The 17,478-nt window shown below is 39.0% G+C and carries 14 protein-coding genes; 5 read left to right on the forward strand and 9 right to left on the reverse strand.

Translation table 11 applies throughout. The annotated features are described in order from the left end of the window. Positions 1-22: 22 nt before the first annotated feature. The 3 genes from SanaruYs_RS06425 to SanaruYs_RS06435 are packed head-to-tail and all read right to left on the reverse strand — an operon-like array spanning position 23 to position 1,534. Positions 23-784 carry an exodeoxyribonuclease III gene (locus tag SanaruYs_RS06425; RefSeq protein ID WP_127121701.1) on the reverse strand — a complete coding sequence of 254 codons (762 nt, stop codon included), beginning with the start codon at positions 782-784 and terminating at the stop codon, positions 23-25. Between the two features lie 11 nt (positions 785-795). Continuing rightward, the gene (locus tag SanaruYs_RS06430; RefSeq protein ID WP_127121702.1) at positions 796-1,197 is read right to left on the reverse strand and encodes a hypothetical protein; all 402 of its coding nucleotides are present in this window, start codon (positions 1,195-1,197) and stop codon (positions 796-798) included. Further along, the gene (locus tag SanaruYs_RS06435) at positions 1,190-1,534 is read right to left on the reverse strand and encodes a carboxymuconolactone decarboxylase family protein (protein WP_127121703.1); all 345 of its coding nucleotides are present in this window, start codon (positions 1,532-1,534) and stop codon (positions 1,190-1,192) included. The genes SanaruYs_RS06430 and SanaruYs_RS06435 overlap by 8 nt, the downstream gene beginning before the upstream one ends. A gap of 39 nt (positions 1,535-1,573) precedes the next feature. Here SanaruYs_RS06435 and SanaruYs_RS06440 point away from each other — a divergent pair, with 39 nt between their 5' ends. Continuing rightward, positions 1,574-2,272, forward strand: a complete 699-nt coding sequence (locus SanaruYs_RS06440; RefSeq protein WP_246011859.1) for a ComF family protein — start codon at positions 1,574-1,576, stop codon at positions 2,270-2,272. Between the two features lie 49 nt (positions 2,273-2,321). Here SanaruYs_RS06440 and gldJ read toward each other — a convergent pair whose 3' ends face one another. After that, complete coding sequence (gldJ, locus tag SanaruYs_RS06445; RefSeq protein WP_127121704.1) at positions 2,322-3,557, reverse strand: gliding motility lipoprotein GldJ; 1,236 nt, start codon at positions 3,555-3,557, stop codon at positions 2,322-2,324. Between the two features lie 256 nt (positions 3,558-3,813). Here gldJ and SanaruYs_RS06450 point away from each other — a divergent pair, with 256 nt between their 5' ends. Further along, positions 3,814-4,077: a hypothetical protein gene (locus SanaruYs_RS06450; RefSeq protein ID WP_127121705.1), complete on the forward strand. Its 264-nt coding sequence runs from the start codon at positions 3,814-3,816 to the stop codon at positions 4,075-4,077. On the opposite strand, the gene mfd is transcribed toward SanaruYs_RS06450, so the two are convergent. The 4 genes from mfd to SanaruYs_RS06475 form a co-directional block, all read right to left on the reverse strand. Then, entirely contained in the window at positions 4,026-7,400 is a 3,375-nt protein-coding gene (gene mfd / locus SanaruYs_RS06455; RefSeq protein ID WP_127121990.1) for a transcription-repair coupling factor, read from the reverse strand. The genes SanaruYs_RS06450 and mfd overlap by 52 nt on opposite strands. 266 nt (positions 7,401-7,666) lie before the next feature. Beyond that, complete coding sequence (locus SanaruYs_RS06465) at positions 7,667-8,869, reverse strand: THUMP-like domain-containing protein (RefSeq protein ID WP_127121707.1); 1,203 nt, start codon at positions 8,867-8,869, stop codon at positions 7,667-7,669. A 60-nt stretch (positions 8,870-8,929) separates the two neighbouring features. Next, complete coding sequence (locus SanaruYs_RS06470) at positions 8,930-9,190, reverse strand: hypothetical protein (protein ID WP_127121708.1); 261 nt, start codon at positions 9,188-9,190, stop codon at positions 8,930-8,932. Positions 9,191-9,327: 137 nt separating this feature from the next. Continuing rightward, complete coding sequence (locus SanaruYs_RS06475; protein ID WP_160118600.1) at positions 9,328-9,975, reverse strand: lipid-A-disaccharide synthase N-terminal domain-containing protein; 648 nt, start codon at positions 9,973-9,975, stop codon at positions 9,328-9,330. A 62-nt stretch (positions 9,976-10,037) separates the two neighbouring features. Here SanaruYs_RS06475 and SanaruYs_RS06480 point away from each other — a divergent pair, with 62 nt between their 5' ends. Both SanaruYs_RS06480 and SanaruYs_RS06485 read left to right on the forward strand, forming a co-directional pair. Then, positions 10,038-11,282: a BaiN/RdsA family NAD(P)/FAD-dependent oxidoreductase gene (locus tag SanaruYs_RS06480; protein WP_127121710.1), complete on the forward strand. Its 1,245-nt coding sequence runs from the start codon at positions 10,038-10,040 to the stop codon at positions 11,280-11,282. 44 nt (positions 11,283-11,326) lie between these two features. Continuing rightward, positions 11,327-12,160, forward strand: a complete 834-nt coding sequence (locus SanaruYs_RS06485; RefSeq protein WP_127121711.1) for a substrate-binding periplasmic protein — start codon at positions 11,327-11,329, stop codon at positions 12,158-12,160. A gap of 69 nt (positions 12,161-12,229) precedes the next feature. Here SanaruYs_RS06485 and SanaruYs_RS06490 read toward each other — a convergent pair whose 3' ends face one another. Continuing rightward, entirely contained in the window at positions 12,230-13,225 is a 996-nt protein-coding gene (locus SanaruYs_RS06490) for an aspartate-semialdehyde dehydrogenase (RefSeq protein WP_127121712.1), read from the reverse strand. A gap of 58 nt (positions 13,226-13,283) precedes the next feature. On the opposite strand from SanaruYs_RS06490, the gene SanaruYs_RS06495 reads away from it, so the two are divergent. Next, on the forward strand, positions 13,284-17,474 hold the full coding sequence (locus SanaruYs_RS06495; protein ID WP_127121713.1) for a lamin tail domain-containing protein: 4,191 nt from the start codon (positions 13,284-13,286) through the stop codon (positions 17,472-17,474). The last annotated feature ends 4 nt before the right edge of the window (positions 17,475-17,478 follow it).

Consider the following 17,478-nt stretch of genomic DNA (forward strand, 5'->3'; position numbering starts at 1 on the left):
GAAGGGTACAATCGCTCTTTTATCAGTGTAATTCCAGAAGTACCGGGCAATGATCGGAGTGTTTGGCCTCAGGTAAATGAACACATCTTTTTAGCCGTGATATCATTTCCTCACTCACCACTTGATAATCTATTCGCCAACCAAGATTTTTTCTGCGCGCCCCTGCCCTGTACGACCACCATGAATAATGGTGTGGATCTTTAGTGAAATGCCGGAACGTGTCGATATAACCCAAGTTTAAAAAAGAACTGAACCAGGCACGTTCTTCGGGTGTGAAGCCGGGCGTGTTTCTGTTGGCAATAGGGTTGTGAATATCAATGGCCTGATGGCAGACATTGAAGTCACCGTTAATGACAAGGTTGCTAAAATCCTTTTGCACTTTTTCAGCATAGTCGGAAAAGAATTCTAACCAACCCAGTTTAAAAAATTGTCTTTCTTCACTACTCGATCCGGAAGGCATATAAGTAGTGAGGACGGATAAATCAGCAAAATCGATGCGCAACATTCGCCCCTCCTCATCATACTTACTTTCCCCGCATCCATGTTCCACGTGTACAGGCTTTTGTTTGCTAAGAATCGCGACACCGCTATAACCCTTTCTTTGTGCAGCATGCCAATAAATATGGTAGCCCAAATCTTCCAGAGCGCTCAAGTCTACCTGATCGGTATTCGCTTTTACCTCCTGAAGGCAAAGTATATCGGCCTTAGTAGATTTAACCCAACCCAAAAAATCTTTCTGAAAGGCAGCGCGAATGCCGTTGATATTATAAGTGATGATCTTCACAACACAAATTATTATTCCGGAGATTCTTCTTTAGGTTTTAGCGAGTCAGGTAATTCGTATACCCAACCGTACTCTTTCTCGAAAAACTCCACAACATGCATTTTTAATAAAGTCTCCTGCGATAATAAATCCACGTGTGGTAATTTTTTGACAAGTTTCCAATGTGGCCAGCCTTGTTCGTCCTGGCCCTCCAGCTCGTAGTAGCCAGACAAACTCAGCACTTTGCAAATGGCAATGTGCAGCAGATCTTGTTTTTCTTCCTTAGAAAAGTATAGCGCTCCCCTACCAAGTTCTTGTATGCCGATAAGAAAGAGCACGCTATTTAAATCTTTCGGGCGTTTGCCTACGGTTTGTTGCAGGTGCTTCATTAAACCTGCCCACTTTCTGTCAAAATCAAGATCGCGCTTAAACATTTTTGCTCAGCTCATCCCAATATTCAAAAGCCCTGCGTAAATGAGGTACTACAATGGTTCCGCCAATTAACGTAGATATACCCATCGCTTCCTGCACTTCATCAGTAGTAAGCCCCACTTCTTTACACTTACCTAAATGATATCGTACGCAATCATCGCATCGCAAAACCAAAGAGCAAGTTAGACCTATTAACTCCTTAGACTTTACATCCAATGCTCCGGGAGCATAGGCGTTGGTATCCAGGTTAAAAATGCGCTTAATAATCAGGCTATCGGAAGCCATGATGCGCTCATTCATTTTGGTGCGATAGCCATTAAAATCTTCAACTAATCCCATTTTGTTGTAACTTAATTTCAGCAAATATATCGTTTCGTTGTGAAGTTAGCTGTTCAAGATATTTTTCTCGATTTTCTCTCCCTCTTTTATCCGCGTTATTGCCTTGCGTGCTCAGGTTCTTTGTTGAAGGGGGAAGAAATTATCTGTACAGAATGCCTGTTGGAAATGCCAAAAACAAACTTTCACAAACAAGCATTTAATCCTTTATATGATCGGCTTTCATTGCGCATGCCACTGAAACATGCTTTTGCTTATTATCATTTTAAAAAGGGAAGTCGCGTGCAACAATTATTGCACCAGCTGAAATATAAAAACCATCCTGAGATCGGAGTTAAACTCGGGAAAGTACTTGCCCAGGAATTATTGGTTTCTGGCTATGATCAAACCTATCACTTGGTTGTACCAGTTCCGCTACACCCAAGTCGCAAGCGTAGCCGCGGATATAACCAAAGTGAAGAATTTGCCAAAGGTGTATCAGAGGGTTTAAATATTCCATACACAGATAGTTTCGTAAAGCGTAAGGTAAAGACGCAAACGCAAACCAGAAAATCAAAGCTTAACCGATGGCGAAATGTGAGTGAGGTATTTGAAATGAAAGATGCTACAGTGGTAAAGGGCAAACACATTTTGCTAGTTGATGATGTGGTTACAACAGGTGCCACCCTAGAGGCTTGCGCCAATGCCTTGTTGCAATCGGGTTGCTCGCAGGTATCAATTGCTTGTATAGCAGTAGCATAAAAAAACCCGAGACGAGCTCGGGTCTTTTTTATATTATAAAAGTCTTTGTTTAATAATTAGAACCTGCGCGAATCATCGCACAACGGAAGCCTACTGTAGCAGTAGCAGAATCCTGATCTAAATATCTGCGTGTACCTGGCGACATCCAATAAGCGACATCTTTCCACGATCCACCTTTATACACACGAGCTTTATCTGTAACTAAAGAGAAGAAAGACTCTGGGTTTTTCTCAATGTTGTTATAACCATTGTCAGCAGTATTACCACTTGCATTATCAAGGAAGCCATCTCTACGGATTGGGTTCAAATCATCAAAGTCTTGATAAGACATAGGACGGTAAACATCTTGTACCCACTCACTAACATTACCGGCCATGTTGTATAAACCGTAATCATTAGGAGGGAATTCGTAAATGTAAGAAGTGATAAGGGCACCATCATTTAAACGACCAGCTATACCAGCATAATCACCACGACCACGCTTAAAGTTAGCAAGCATAAAACCCATTTGTGCACCATAAGGATTACGAACAGCGTGACCATCCCAAGGATAAATCTTTTGGTGAGTTTGCATTTCTTCTACCCACTGAGTTCCGATTTGTGCCATGGCAGCATATTCCCACTCTGCTTCTGTAGGCAGGCGGTAAGCGGGGATAACTATACCTGATTCCAATGGAATACGACCATCAGTTTCTGCATATTCTTCACCTGCATTTGCAGCTAAAGCTTTGTTAACGGCCAACGTTCTCCAAACAGCGTAAGCACTGGCTTGTGACCAGCTAACACCCACCACAGGGAAATAACGGAAACCAGGGTAACGCAAGTAATGATCTACGTAAGGATCGTTGAAGGCGAGACGGCTTTTCCAAACAAGTGTATCGGGCAAGGCGCGCTGATAAGCCTCTTGGGTAGAGTCTTTGCCAAGTACGTGTAAATATTCAAGCCAGTGGATATTGGCAATTTCTGTCTCATCCATGTAGAAAGAAGCCACAGAAACAGTTCTCTCAATGTTATCACGAGACGCCATAACATCTTCTTCAAAAGAGCCCATAACTGCGCGGCCTCCTTCAATGAAAACCATGTTTGGTGCATCAGGCTGACCTTCAAAAGGACTAACCATGAAGCCACCTTCGTCTTCGTTATTGTATGCAAGGCCGGTTGCCGTGCTTAATTGTCCGGGGTTCTGCGCAGTAGGCTTGCCGCCACCTCCGCCAAAAAGTGAACACCCTGTAAGTGCTGCTGAAGCACCCACTGTTGCAAAAAGGACTCTGAAAGAGTATTTCATTTGAGTTTTATTTTAAAAAGAAATGCTAATATAAAGATATATGCAAAAGTTTTCCAAACCTGCGGTGCCTTAATTAAAACTTCATGTACAACATGTGAAACGGCCTAATGCTCAGTCTATTGTTTTGAGAATGTTCTTTCTCTTTTTGGGAAGATTATGCGTTCGATAAACGGTATAAATAGCCGTTAATCTGTATTAAAAGCCATTTTCAACATTGGCACACTATTGCCTAGATACTGGGTTGTAAATGACTGTTATGCATACAATAACCGACTTTCGTCTGATGCCCTTCCACAAAAAGTGCGATGTAATTACCTTCAACGGTACTTACATTCTACAACGCACTTTGGCTGACTGTAAAGTTTTCTTGTATGATACTGGTTCTTTTTTCGCTGAGGTATTCTATTCTCCAAAATATCAGCGTGTGTTGATGATCAATGCCTTTGATAAGGTTGTAGGTCTTGACCCTTACCTTGATGAAATCTCTTTGGAAGATTTGAATTCAAAAACATGCATGTGATTAAGTAGCTCGATGGCCTGATCTACATGCTTGATATTTTCTATCACCAAAATGGCCTTACCTGCTTGGTCCTTAATCTTGCACTGACGAGGATTTTGCTGAATATAGGCTAGGATTTTTCCAAAAACCTCCGATTTAAAATAAGAGTCTTTATTGCTAGTAAAGTAAGCCCTCAACCTCTCGTTTTTCAGAGACAACTTTTCAAAGCCTAGCTTTTCACCCAACCACCTTAACCTTACGGTATTGATTAACTCTTCAACAGGAGTTGGCAAGGGTCCGAATCGGTCTTTCAATTCTCTTCCGATTTTTTCCAATTGCTCCTCATCCTTAATGCTATCCAGTCTTGAGTATAGCCCTAGTCGCTCACTGATGTTGCCAACATAACTATCGGGAATCAGGATTTCAAGATCAGTTTCAATAACGCAATCCTGAACAATCAGCTTCGCTTTCTCAGCAAGTTCAGAGGCAAAGAGTTCTTTAAACTCTGTCTCTTTTAATTCCTGAACGGCATCATCCAGAATTTTGTGATAGGTTTCATAACCAAGGTCGTTGATGAAACCACTTTGCTCGGCACCTAATAAATTTCCTGCCCCGCGTATATCTAAATCGCGCATCGCTACTTTAATGCCATCGCCCAATTCGGTAAACTCTTCCAAGGCAGCAAGACGCTTACGCGAATCGGCAGTGAGAACAGAGGTGGGTTGCGTAAGCAAATAACAATAAGCTTTTTTGTTTGATCGGCCTACCCGACCGCGCATCTGGTGCAAATCAGACAAACCAAACATGTGTGCCTGATTGATGATAATGGTGTTGGCATTTGGAATGTCGAGGCCAGACTCGATAATGTTGGTGGACACAAGTACATCGTACTCACCCTCAACAAATTTAAGCATAGCCTTCTCTAACTGATGACCTTCCATTTGTCCGTGCGCAATAGTTATGCGGCAATCGGGTACTAGCTTATAAATAATATTAGCAATCGACTCAATATCACTTACCCTGTTGTGTACAAAGAAAACCTGACCTCCGCGTTTTAGTTCGTAGCTAACCGCATCGCGAATAATGGTTTCGTTAAAAGTATGCAACTCTGTAGTAACCGGTTGGCGGTTAGGAGGAGGTGTAGCAATAATACTCAGGTCGCGTGCCCCCATCAACGAGAAGTGAAGTGTTCTGGGAATTGGTGTTGCAGAGAGCGTGAGCACATCTACGTTCACTTTCATTTCCTTCAACTTGTCTTTAGTTTTTACACCAAACTTTTGCTCTTCATCAATAATGAGCAAGCCTAGATTTTTAAACTGGATATCCTTGCTTACAACCCTGTGTGTACCAATTAAAATATCAACCAGACCTTCTTTTACTCGCTTAAGTGTTTCTTTAATTTCTTTTTCACTTCTGAAACGCGATACGTATTCAACGCGTGCTGGTAAATTTGAAAGTCGTTCGCTGAAAGTTCTGTAATGCTGAAAAGCTAAAATTGTAGTGGGCACCAGTATAGCCACTTGCTTACTGTCAGTTACTGCTTTGAAAGCTGCGCGAATAGCCACCTCTGTTTTTCCAAAACCAACATCGCCACATACCAACCTATCCATAGGATGTGCTTCTTGCATGTCGCGTTTTACATCTTCTGTTGCTTTGGCCTGATCAGGAGTGTCTTCATAAATGAAAGAAGATTCAAGTTCAGCCTGTAGATAACTATCGGGAGAAAAAGGAAAACCAGGTGCACCTTTACGCTTTGCATATAAAGCAATAAGTTCTTTGGCAATGTCTTTAACCTGTTTTTTAACTTTTGCCTTTTTGTTTTCCCACTCTTGAGAACCAAGCTTGTTCATTACAGGTGGTGTTCCCTCCTTCCCAGTATACTTGGAAATTTTATGTAAGGCGTGAATGCTTAGGTAGAGCAAATCATCATCGCGATAAATGAGGCGGATGGCTTCTTGCTCATGACCATTCACTTCCTTTTTTTCCAGTCCGGCAAATTTTGCTATACCATAATCGATGTGCGTAACGAAATCACCCGGTTGTAGGGTATATAGCTCGCGAAGCGTAAGGGCTTTTGACTTGGAGTATTTCTCTCTTGCCCTGTAGCGATGGAAACGTTCAAAAATCTGATGGTCTGTATAACAAACAATTTTAAGACTCTGATCGACAAATCCTGCGCGTAGTGAAAACTCTAAGGGTTGAAATTTTACCTGTTGGTTGATTTCAGAAAAGATACCAGTAAGTCTTTCTAATTGTTTTGGCGTGTCGGATGCGATAAAGTTGCCATAACCTTTGTCTTGCTCTTCCACCAGATTAGTAGCCAGCAACTCGAAATTTTTATTGAATGAGGGTTGACCCGCAGCCTGGTAATCAAAATTCTTGGGCTCTTTTAAATAAGATCGACTGCCAAATTCTACTCGCGTAAAGTTTTGTGATTTCGACAAGAAGTTTTGGGCGTTGTCGAATATTTCCTCTGGCGGCAAAACTAAAGTAGTCTTGCCTCCTTTGGTAGTATGATTATAGGCTTGAACGGCCTTATCAAAAGTTTTTCCAACTACATCTAAAACAAGCTCTACATCTTTAAACCAAATTCTTGTTGATGGCGTAATAAAATCGAAAATCGATTGTCTTTCTTCTTTCACTAAAGAACTTTGCAAATTAGGCACCAGGTTTACAAAATCTACTGATTCCACCGAAAGCTGTGAACCTGGTTCAAAAGAACGAATACTATCTACTTCATCACCGAACAATTCTATACGATAAGGCAACTCGTGTGAAAAAGAGTAAACATCTACAATACCGCCTCTTACTGCGAACTGCCCAGCCTCGTATACGAAGTCGGTTTTCTCAAAATCGGCATCGTGAAGAAACTCTTCAAGAAAAGCTACATCTAACTTTTCACTCTTTTTAATTGTAAAAGTCTTGGCAGTAAGTGAACGCCTTGTAATTACTTTCTCACCTAAGGCTTCAGGGTAAGTGATTACTATTTCAGGCTTGGTTTTATTAGCCAGCTTATTTAGTGTTTCGGTTCGTTGTAGAATGTTGGCATTCTCCACCTCATCGTATTCATAAGGTCGCTTGTATGAAAGGGGAAAGAAAAGGATGTCACGACTTAAAAGATTTTGTAAGTCATTTTGAAAATAAAAGGCTTCATCACGATCCTGGAGAACCACCCAATAATCCTGCGGATGGAGTTTAAATGCTGCCGCCACTATTATGGCATCCAGACTACCTTGTAATCCCTTTATTTTGATATTGGCCGGATCGGACGCTTTGATTCCTGCAGCAACAGTCTTGATAAAACCATCTGCGGTGTATATGCTTAAAAAATCATTCGCCTTCACGTGTAAATCAACAAGGGGCACAAAGATATAAGCCTGAAGCGAATGCACTACAAAAGCTTTCTTAATTTTCTGTTACTTTACAGCTGTGGACTTTCTTAAGTTGTTAATACGTTTTACCTCTTATACAGCATGCCTTCTATTATTGTTGGGACTGTATAAGCCTTGGGTAGTGCTGTGGTGGGAACACAGACAGAATAGGAAAAAGGTAATATTGTTGTATGGTCTCTTGGCAATTGTACTCTATCTGCTGCAACTTTTCTTATGATTTACTGTATTCTGGTGCAAAGGGTTACATACTTTTGTCTACTCGATGAAAATGCAAGTACGTAATGATTACCTCCATCATTGAGCTTTAGCTTCTTTTTCAGGCCTTCAGCACTTAGGGGATAGTTGCGTGTAATCACATTGGCCTTTTTATCATGAATTAAGCTATGAACAAGCTTTGGCTCAGGTTTAGTGATGTGATCTATTTTGAAAATCCTACCTGGAAAATCGGCTACTAATACATCTGCGGTGTACAAATGTGTGCTTACTGCCAGTTTAGCTACACCAAAACTTTGGGCAATAGATTTAAAGCCTCCCGATTTTAAAATGGAAGCATTAGGCTCATATAAATAAGCTGCGGGCTCGGCATAAGTAAGCTTAATATCTTGCTCTTGTGACTGTTTAAATGAAAACGATGCATACTCTTTTCTCTGGATGTTTACGGCATTAATAATAGGCTCTTCAACAAAAACATGCTCGCAAATAAAGAGTAACTCCTTGCACTCATTATCAACCGAAATTACAATGACTTTTTTCACAAAAGGTAGACCTTTTATACCCGCACTTATATCCAACAGTGGAGCCGCTTTTAGTATAAGAAACTTGGAGTGTTCAAAGATTTTGTTTTGTAATGAGGGTATGTTTGGCTCACAATCGGTTAGTGCAAAAACTTTTCGATTTTCTATTCTTCGAGAAGGATCTACGTAAGCAACATCAAAACTTTCTTCAGGAGCAACTAAAAAGGCTTCAGCTGTTTTATTAACATATAAGATGTTATCAGTGCCTAGTGCTTTATGGTTATGCTGTGCAATTTCCTGCAAACCATCATTGGGCTCTACATGAATAACTCTTTTAAAAACCTTACTGAAAAAAAAAGTATCTATTCCGAAACCTCCACTTAAATCAGCAATTGTCTTGTCTTTCGTAATACCTAATTCTTTTAAAATAGCTGCTTTAAACCTTGCCGTAGTCTCTGATGAACTTTGCTCCAGATTTAAAGAAGGAGGATAGATAATAGTATCTAACGCATAATAGGTTTGAATCTTGTTCTTGGCTTTTTGACGACCCGCAATCTGCGCTGCTAATTCTGAACTATTAATTCCTGAAACCTTATTAGATAGAAGAGCAATAGTTCGCGGATCATCTCGCTCATGCTGGCGAATGAATGAACGAACTTCCTCTTTAAGTAGATTGGGATTAATCATTAGACAAAAATAAGGCTCACATATTAGTGTGAGCCTTATTTTTATTAAAATACCTGTTGATTATGTGTTTAGAAGTAGAACGATAACAGTAATAAAAGTGGCAATCATAAAAAAGACACGTTTAGCCATTTTTATGCTATCCTTCACATATTTAAAGTAAGCCCTGAAGGCAAGTCCTTGAATAAATAAGCAAACGGATAAACAACCGGCAGTCAATATGATGCTGGGAAGCGAGAACAGAGCCAAAAGAACAGAAACAGCACAGACAATGTCTAAGGCTGTTATGCGTCTTTGAATAGATAAAGAAATAGCTGGACTCATAATTTTGTATAAAGAGGGTTTGGTCTTGAATGCTAAAATTAGACCAAAGTAACCCCGCAATGGTTGGAAGTTATTTGCAAAAACTTTTAATTATCTGAAAAACAATTAGTTAGAATCTTTAACTTAAGTAAAAACCCCTAATTACGTTTAGACTGCTTCGAGCTGTCTTTTAGACCAAGTACGCAATTTCGGAGGTATACCACTAACCCCATACCCTGTGATACAATAAGCACAGGATCGCTTTTTTGGTAACCATAGAAGACTACAATTAATGAAGCAACGGCACTGATAACCCAAAAACCAAAAGGTAAAACAGACTCTTTTTCCTTTTCAGATCTATACCATTGATAAAGGTATCTAAGGTTTAGCATAAGCATGCCGCAGGTGCCTAATATAGCCCAGAAAGAAAGCATGTTTGAAGCGCTGAATGCTTGTTGGAGACTATCGGGCTTATTTAAAATCCATAGCCATGCAGTAATGGGTAAAATAAAAATGATGAGCCTTACAAACCATTTCAATGTTTGCCAGGCACCCTTTAACTGAAGATTTCTTATGTAAATCAGGTAGGAGAGACTTTGACCAATAATGATAACAGCATCTTCTCGAATTACACCATAGGTTAAAAATAGAAAGGAGGCGAGTAAGCTAATTTGCCAGAAAATAGTTGGGGAAACAGATTTGCCGGCCTTTTCGGAAAGAAACAATTGTATAAGTAAACGTAGACCAAAGAGGCCTTGTGCAAAAAAACCTAATCCAAACAACCAATACTTACTAATGAACTCCATAAAGTTTGCAAAGCAACAAAATAGATTTATCATTCTGTATTTTTTAGTTTTAGCTTTCTGCCATGTTTGATCTTGTTATAATAGGAGGAGGAGCAGCCGGCTTTTATGGAGCGATACAAGCTGCGGAGATGAACCCCAACTTGCGAATTGCTATTCTTGAAAAAACAAATAAGCTCTTGTCAAAAGTAAGGGTATCTGGTGGTGGAAGGTGTAATGTCACTCATTATTGCTTCGAAGCCAAAAAGCTTTCAAAACATTATCCTCGAGGAGAAAAAACATTGAGAGAATTATTTAAAAGTTATCAGGCTAAAGATGTTGTTGCTTGGTTTGAAAGTAAGGGTGTAAAACTCAAAGCAGAAGCTGATGGCAGAATGTTTCCAATAACGGATGACTCGCAGACAATTATCAATCTGTTTCTCAGAGAAAGCGATCGATATAAAATAACAATCCATATAAGCACAGCCGTAAAAAAGATTGATAAAAACAAAGACCAGTTTATTATTGAAACAGAAAATGGAGAAAAAGTTAACACAAAAAAAATTTTAATTGCAATAGGCGGTCATCCAAGTGAGCAAGCATATAACTGGATAAAAGATTTGGGGCACACGATAAATAAACCCATCCCCTCTCTTTTTACTTTCAATGTAGCAGATAAGCGCTTTGTAGAATTAATGGGGGTCGCAGTTAAAAAAGCCTATGTAAAAATCGAGGGAACAAAACTTTCGCAGGAGGGACCTTTGTTAATAACACATTGGGGCTTAAGCGGACCTGCCGTTATAAAGTTATCTGCATGGGCTGCAGAGTATTTATATATTGAACAATATAAGTTTAATATTTTGGTGAGCTGGGTTGGAGAAAAAAAAGAGGATGATTTGCGTTCAGATTTATTGGCCTATAAAACCAAGTATCCCAAGCAACGCGTTGCGGGCAATACACTATTTGAACTACCACAACGTTTATGGATAAAGCTTTGTGAATTAGCAGGAATAGAGGAGAATAAAATATGGGGTGAGCTTTCGTTAAAGGCCCTTAATAAACTCTTGGAAAATATTTTGCGATGCCGTTTTGAAATTAAAGGGAAGACAACTTTTAAGGAAGAATTTGTTACCTGTGGTGGTGTACCGTTGGAGGAAATTGATAGCGAAACAATGCAGAGTAAAAAAGTAGAGAACCTGTTTTTTGCTGGTGAAGTACTAAACATTGATGGAGAAACAGGCGGTTTTAACTTTCAAGCTGCCTGGACAACAGCTTATATGGCTGCTCAGACGATAACAGGCGCTCAAAAACATAATAAGGCTTTGATGTGAAAGTCAAGCTTCTATCTTCGCAGTGACTAATAACCCCATTTGACATGAGAATAGTATTTATTTTTCTAGGCCTGCTTCTCGCCACCGAGGGCTTTGCACAAAAGTATAAAGGAGATTCGTGGGCAAAAGTAAAAGCAAGTGGAGGCACACTAACCGTTATTTATTACGAACAACCAGGTCTTATTTATAAAGATGCGGCCACAGGAAAAATAAAGGGTGTGTGCGCAGACATTTTGGATGACTTTACAAAGTTTGTTCAGGAAAAGTATGGTAAGAAGTTAACGATTAACTACGCGGGACAAGAGCAGATTTTTCCTGAGTTTTTGTCGATAACACAAAACACTCCAAACATTTTGGGAGTAACGAATGTGACCATTACAGACGAACGAAAAAAAATTCTAAAATTCACTCCGTCTTTTATGTCTAACCCTGTAGTTATGCTATCGCACAAGGACGCACCAAGCATCTCTAGCGTAACGGAAATTGGAACTACTTTGAAAGATTATAGCGCAAAAGTAATTACAGGAAGCACACACGTTAAAGTGATTGAAAAGATCAAGAAGGAAAACGCTCCAGCATTAAAAGTGAGCTACGCTAATTCCGGGGGAGAAATATTGAAGGAGATTTCGGAAGGACCTAAGTTTTTCACAATACTCGATTTTACAGAATATATAGATGCCACACGCAGACAATTACCTGTTAAAAGACAAAGCATAAACTTTGGCGCTGCTGAAGAGCTAGCCTTTATTATGGCCAAGCAGACAGATTGGGATCAACCTTGGAACGAATTTTTAACACCTGAATATAAAAAAGGAGTTCGCTACAGAAAAATAATAGTAGATAATCTAGGTGCTACCTTCTTAGGCATTCTTAAATGACTTTGCAAAGCCGGAAAAAAAAAGGAAGTCTAATGACTTCCTTTTTTTTATTTTACCAAGTTAAGCTGGTTATGCATTTACCAAACGATGCTCAAGTATATACTCTGCAATTTGCACAGCATTTGTAGCAGCACCTTTGCGTAAGTTGTCTGCCACCACCCACATGTTTAATGTGTTCGGTTGAGACTCATCTCTGCGCAATCGCCCAACAAAAACCTCATCTTTTCCCTTGCTGTATAAAGGCATAGGATAAATATTATTCTTAGGATCATCCTGAACAATAACACCAGCCGTATTGCTTAGAATGTTTTTTACTTCAGCCAAATCAAAATCAGTATAGAACTCAGCATTTATAGCTTCGCTGTGGCCACCAATGGTTGGTACACGCACAGTGGTTGATGTAACCCCAATATTCTCATCGCCTAGTATCTTCCTGGTTTCATTCACCATTTTCATTTCCTCTTTGGTGTACCCATTATCCTGAAACACATCTATATGAGGTAAGGCATTCATATCAATAGGATGAGGGTAAACCTTTGCACCATTAATGCCGGCACGCTCATCCATCATTTGTTGAACAGCATCTTTACCAGTACCTGTTACAGATTGGTAGGTAGAAACCACAACACGCTTCAGTTTGTATCTGGCATGTAAAGGCGCCAGTGCCAATACCATTTGAATTGTTGAACAATTTGGGTTAGCAATGATCTTATTCTCTTCTTTTATTTCTTTTCCATTGATCTCTGGGACAACCAACTTTTTGGTTGGATCCATGCGCCATGCAGAAGAGTTATCAATTACGATAGTTCCTTTCTCTGCAAACTTGGGCGCCCACTCTAAAGAAGTTCCGCCACCTGCAGAAAAAATAGCAACATCAGGAATAAGATTACAAACTTCTTCAAGACCTTTAATACTATATTCTTTACCCTTATAAGATATTTTTTGACCCACTGACTTAGGGGAAGCAACTAAATAAAGATCTGTGAAAGGAAAATTCCTTTCTTCTAACACTTTCAACACTTCTTGACCAACAAGGCCGGTGGCACCTACAACTGCGAGTTTCATATTGAGTTTATAAATTGAGTTGCAAAATTATTAGATTTGATCAAGACACTCGTTGTGTATGAAGAAAATCTTTTGGCTTTTTGTGGCTATGATCCCCCAGGTAGGGATAGCCCAAGTAACAGACACCTTTAGTGATGGAGACTTTACTGCAAATGCACTTTGGCAGGGTACCACCGCTAAGTTTATAGTTAATGGCACAGGCCAATTGCAGCTAAATGATAATGTCGCAAGCGGTGCTTATTTGACAACACCATTTACTGCAAACAACATCGACAATTATGAATGGCGCTTTTATATTAAAATGACATTTTCGCCTTCCGGCAGTAATTATGGTCGTGTATACCTGACGAGTGATAATGAAGATTTAACTGGGCCGCTCAATGGGTATTACTTACAATTTGGTGAAGGAGGTTCCAATGATGCTGTTCAACTATTCAGACAAAGTGGTTTAGTGAGTGTTTCTATTTGCAGAGCAGCCGAAGGTCAAATAGCCAGTTCCTTTGAATTATGGATTAAGGTTACAAGAGACGAAACCGCTAATTGGCAACTTTTAATAGCCACAAGTCAAGATGCCGATTACGTGCTTGAGGCTTCTGGCAATGATGCAACCTTTACCAGCTCAGCATTTATGGGCGTAAGATGTACATACACAGCAAGTAATGCCAATAAGTTTTTCTTTGATGATTTCTTTGCAGGAGATCCACTATTTGACAACACACCACCCGAACTAATGCAAGTAACCCCAACATCGGAAAACACGCTTCAATTAACCTTTTCAGAAAAACTAACAGCAATTAGTGCAAGTACCCTAACTCATTACTTATTAAATGATTTACTTCAACCCACTACTGCAAGCCTACTGACTGATGAAAAGGAGGTTGAATTAAACTTTGAACAAACATTTGATAATGCCAGCACGAATACATTAACAGTTCAGGGTATTCTCGATTTGGCAGGAAACGAAATGATTGAAAAAGAGACTGAATTTTTCTTTTTTCAGCAAGAAGAAATACAAAGCAAGGATCTAATTTTTTCGGAGATAATGGCGGACCCCAGCCCCCCACAAACATTACCTGAAGCAGAGTTCATTGAAATTTTTAATAGAAGTGATAAGGTTATTAACCTTAACAATGTAAAACTTATTGATTCAAGTATAGAGATTGTGTTGCCTGAGTATTTTCTTTTTCCAGATGCTTATGTTGTATTAACCAGCAATGCTTCTACGCAATTTTTCAGCAATATCGAAAATGTAATAAGTGTTAATGCATTTCCAACATTGACAAATGGAGGTGAATTACTTTTATTAAAGAATTTAGATAACCAAACAATAGACTCCTTGTATTATGAAGATGATTGGTATAAAGATGATGATAAAAAAAATGGAGGCTTTACATTAGAACGGATTAACCAGCACAACTTTTGTGTTGAGGAGGTAGAAAATTGGCAAGCAGCACTTTCTCAAGAAGGAGGAACTCCCGGAGAACAGAATTCAGTATTAAACAATACACCTGATAACGAACCTCCTTATGTAACCGTTATTACTGTAAAGTCTAGCAATGCTATAAGTATCTATTTTTCGGAAAAACTACATGAAGAGTTGATAAGCATATCACAATTGCAGATTCAACCAACGTTAACAATTGAAAACTTGCTTTTCATTGATGATAAGAGAAACACCATTGACGTTTACTTTGAGGAAGAATTGCAACCAAGTATTATTTATAATTTGAAAACTACTGCTATAAAGGATTGCTCAGGAAATTTTAGTGCTTCATTTCTTGATGTAGGCTCATTTGTTTTGGCTGAGCAAGCTTCGTTTCAGGATGTGATTATTACAGAGCTATTACCAGACTCAGGCCCGATAGTTGGTTTACCGGAAGTAGAGTTTTTGGAACTATATAACCGAAGTGGCAAAACCATTAATTTGAAAAAGTTTACAATAACCGATGGAAGTTCTGCTGGCATTATACCTGATTATTTGCTTTCTCCCAATCAATATGTGCTACTCTTGCCTGAAACAGCAATTAGTCAATACAGTGGAAACATTCTAAACAAAGTTGGTGTCAAAAATTTTCCAACATTGAATAATTCTGGTGAGACTATTTCATTAATAGATTCATTAGGTCAAAAGATTGATTCAATAAGTTACAAGCTAGATTGGTATCACGATGAAGACAAGCAATCGGGTGGTTGGAGTCTTGAACGATTGGATTTAAACAATTTTTGTTTTGAAAGGGAGAACTGGAGAGCCTCAATAGCTGCTACTGGTGGAACACCAGGTTTTCAAAACTCAGTCTATACAACAATGTTAGATAATATGGCACCAATACTAGCCACTGTTTTTGTTGAAAGTGATAATACCTTACTACTTGAGTTTAACGAAAGACTTCATCACAATAACCTTTCTGAATTACAACTGGCTATTGAACCAAATCGTGAGATAGAATCGATTAACTTCAACTTAAATAATCTGGATGAAATTAGATTGGTGTTATCTCAACCTTTAATGCCGGGTGAAGTTTATCGGTTGAGTTTGCAAGACGCACGCGACTGCACAGGAAACATAATGACTGCAGAAAAAATTTCACAGCCGTTTGGTATATCATCACAAGCAATCTGGAAGGATGTAATTATTAATGAGGTAATGGCAGATCCAAGCCCTGCACGGACATTACCTGAAGGGGAGTACATTGAAATACTTAACAGAAGTGACAAACTTATTAACCTTCATAATTGGAGCATTAAGGACAATGGTGCTGCTATTAACTTGGGGTCTAAGATTATTCTACCAGATAGCTTTTTAATACTATGTTCAACACAGTATATGCATGTTTTTAGTGAATATGGTGAAACGCTTATGCTTAGTAGTTTTCCATCATTATCTAATAATGGCGAATCGATAACGATAAGAAATGCAGAAGGGATTTTAATAGATTCCATTAATTATAAGGACACCTGGTATTTAGATACGGATAAAAAAGATGGAGGATGGTCTTTAGAATTGATCGATGAGCAAAATATTTGCGCTGAAGAAACAAACTGGGCGGCAACTGAAAATGAATCAGGCGGTACACCAGGAAAAGAGAATTCAATTGCTGGAGCAAAGCCTGATTTAATGGGGCCTATGCTAGTTGATGCTTATCTGATAGGCACTGAAAAGCTTCACTTGAAATTTAATGAGAAACTAAATCAGACACTACCTGCAGGAAACTCTTTTATTATTAATCCGGAACTAACCATTTCGGGTATTGAGTTTACCGATAATTCGCTATCCACATTAGCCATAGATTTTTCATCTCCTGCTATTGAGAACACTCTGTATCACCTTGAGGCCGCACAAGTGTATGATTGTGTGGGTAATGCTATACAAGAAGATTTTAATCAAATATCGTTTGTGTTGCCACAACAAGCGATAACGGGTGATTTAATCATTAATGAGATACTATTTAACCCTTTATCTGGCGGTGTAGATTTTGTCGAAGTGTTAAATGTTTCGAATAAGTATATCAATTTAAAAAACTGGAAACTGGCAAACCTCGAGAATGATGAAATAATAAATGAACGAAATATAGTATCGGCAAACACAGTGCTTCACCCCAACAGCTATCTGGTATTTACTTCAGATAAAGAACAATTACTTAATCACTATCCGCAGGGTAAGGGAGCCACATTTCTAGAAACAAACTTGCCAAGTCTACCCGATGATGAAGGATCTATTGCCATTGTAGACTCTTTATATAATATTTTAGACCATTTTATTTATACAGAGAATATGCATAGCAAGCTTTTACAGAGTGTTGAGGGGGTGTCGCTTGAGAGAATTTCGCTAACAGGTACTACAAATGATCAAGCAATGTGGATATCTGGCGTGATTAGCACTGGATTCGCTAGTCCAGGTTATAAAAATGCTAACCTAAAAGAGACCTTTACCCTTACCGATGAAATAAAAGTAGAACCAGAAATTTTTGAACCTGTTTATGGTCAGCCGAATTATACAAGCATAAACTATAAGTTTGAAAAAGGAGGCTATGCAGCCAACGCAAAGATTTATGATGCTCAGGGCCGATTGATAAAAAGCCTTGCAAACAATGAAGTTTTAGCAATTGAAGGCTTTCTTACTTGGGATGGAGCCCAAGAGGATGGCACAAAAGCAAATATTGGCTACTATACTGTTTGGTTAGAGGTATTTGATAACACAGGATTTGTTAAGACCTTTAGAAAACGGGTGGTAGTTGCTACCCGCTTCTAAACCT

Origin of the sequence: Chryseotalea sanaruensis, from assembly GCF_003990915.1 — a bacterium.
Taxonomy (GTDB): Bacteria; Bacteroidota; Bacteroidia; order Cytophagales; family Cyclobacteriaceae; genus Chryseotalea; species Chryseotalea sanaruensis.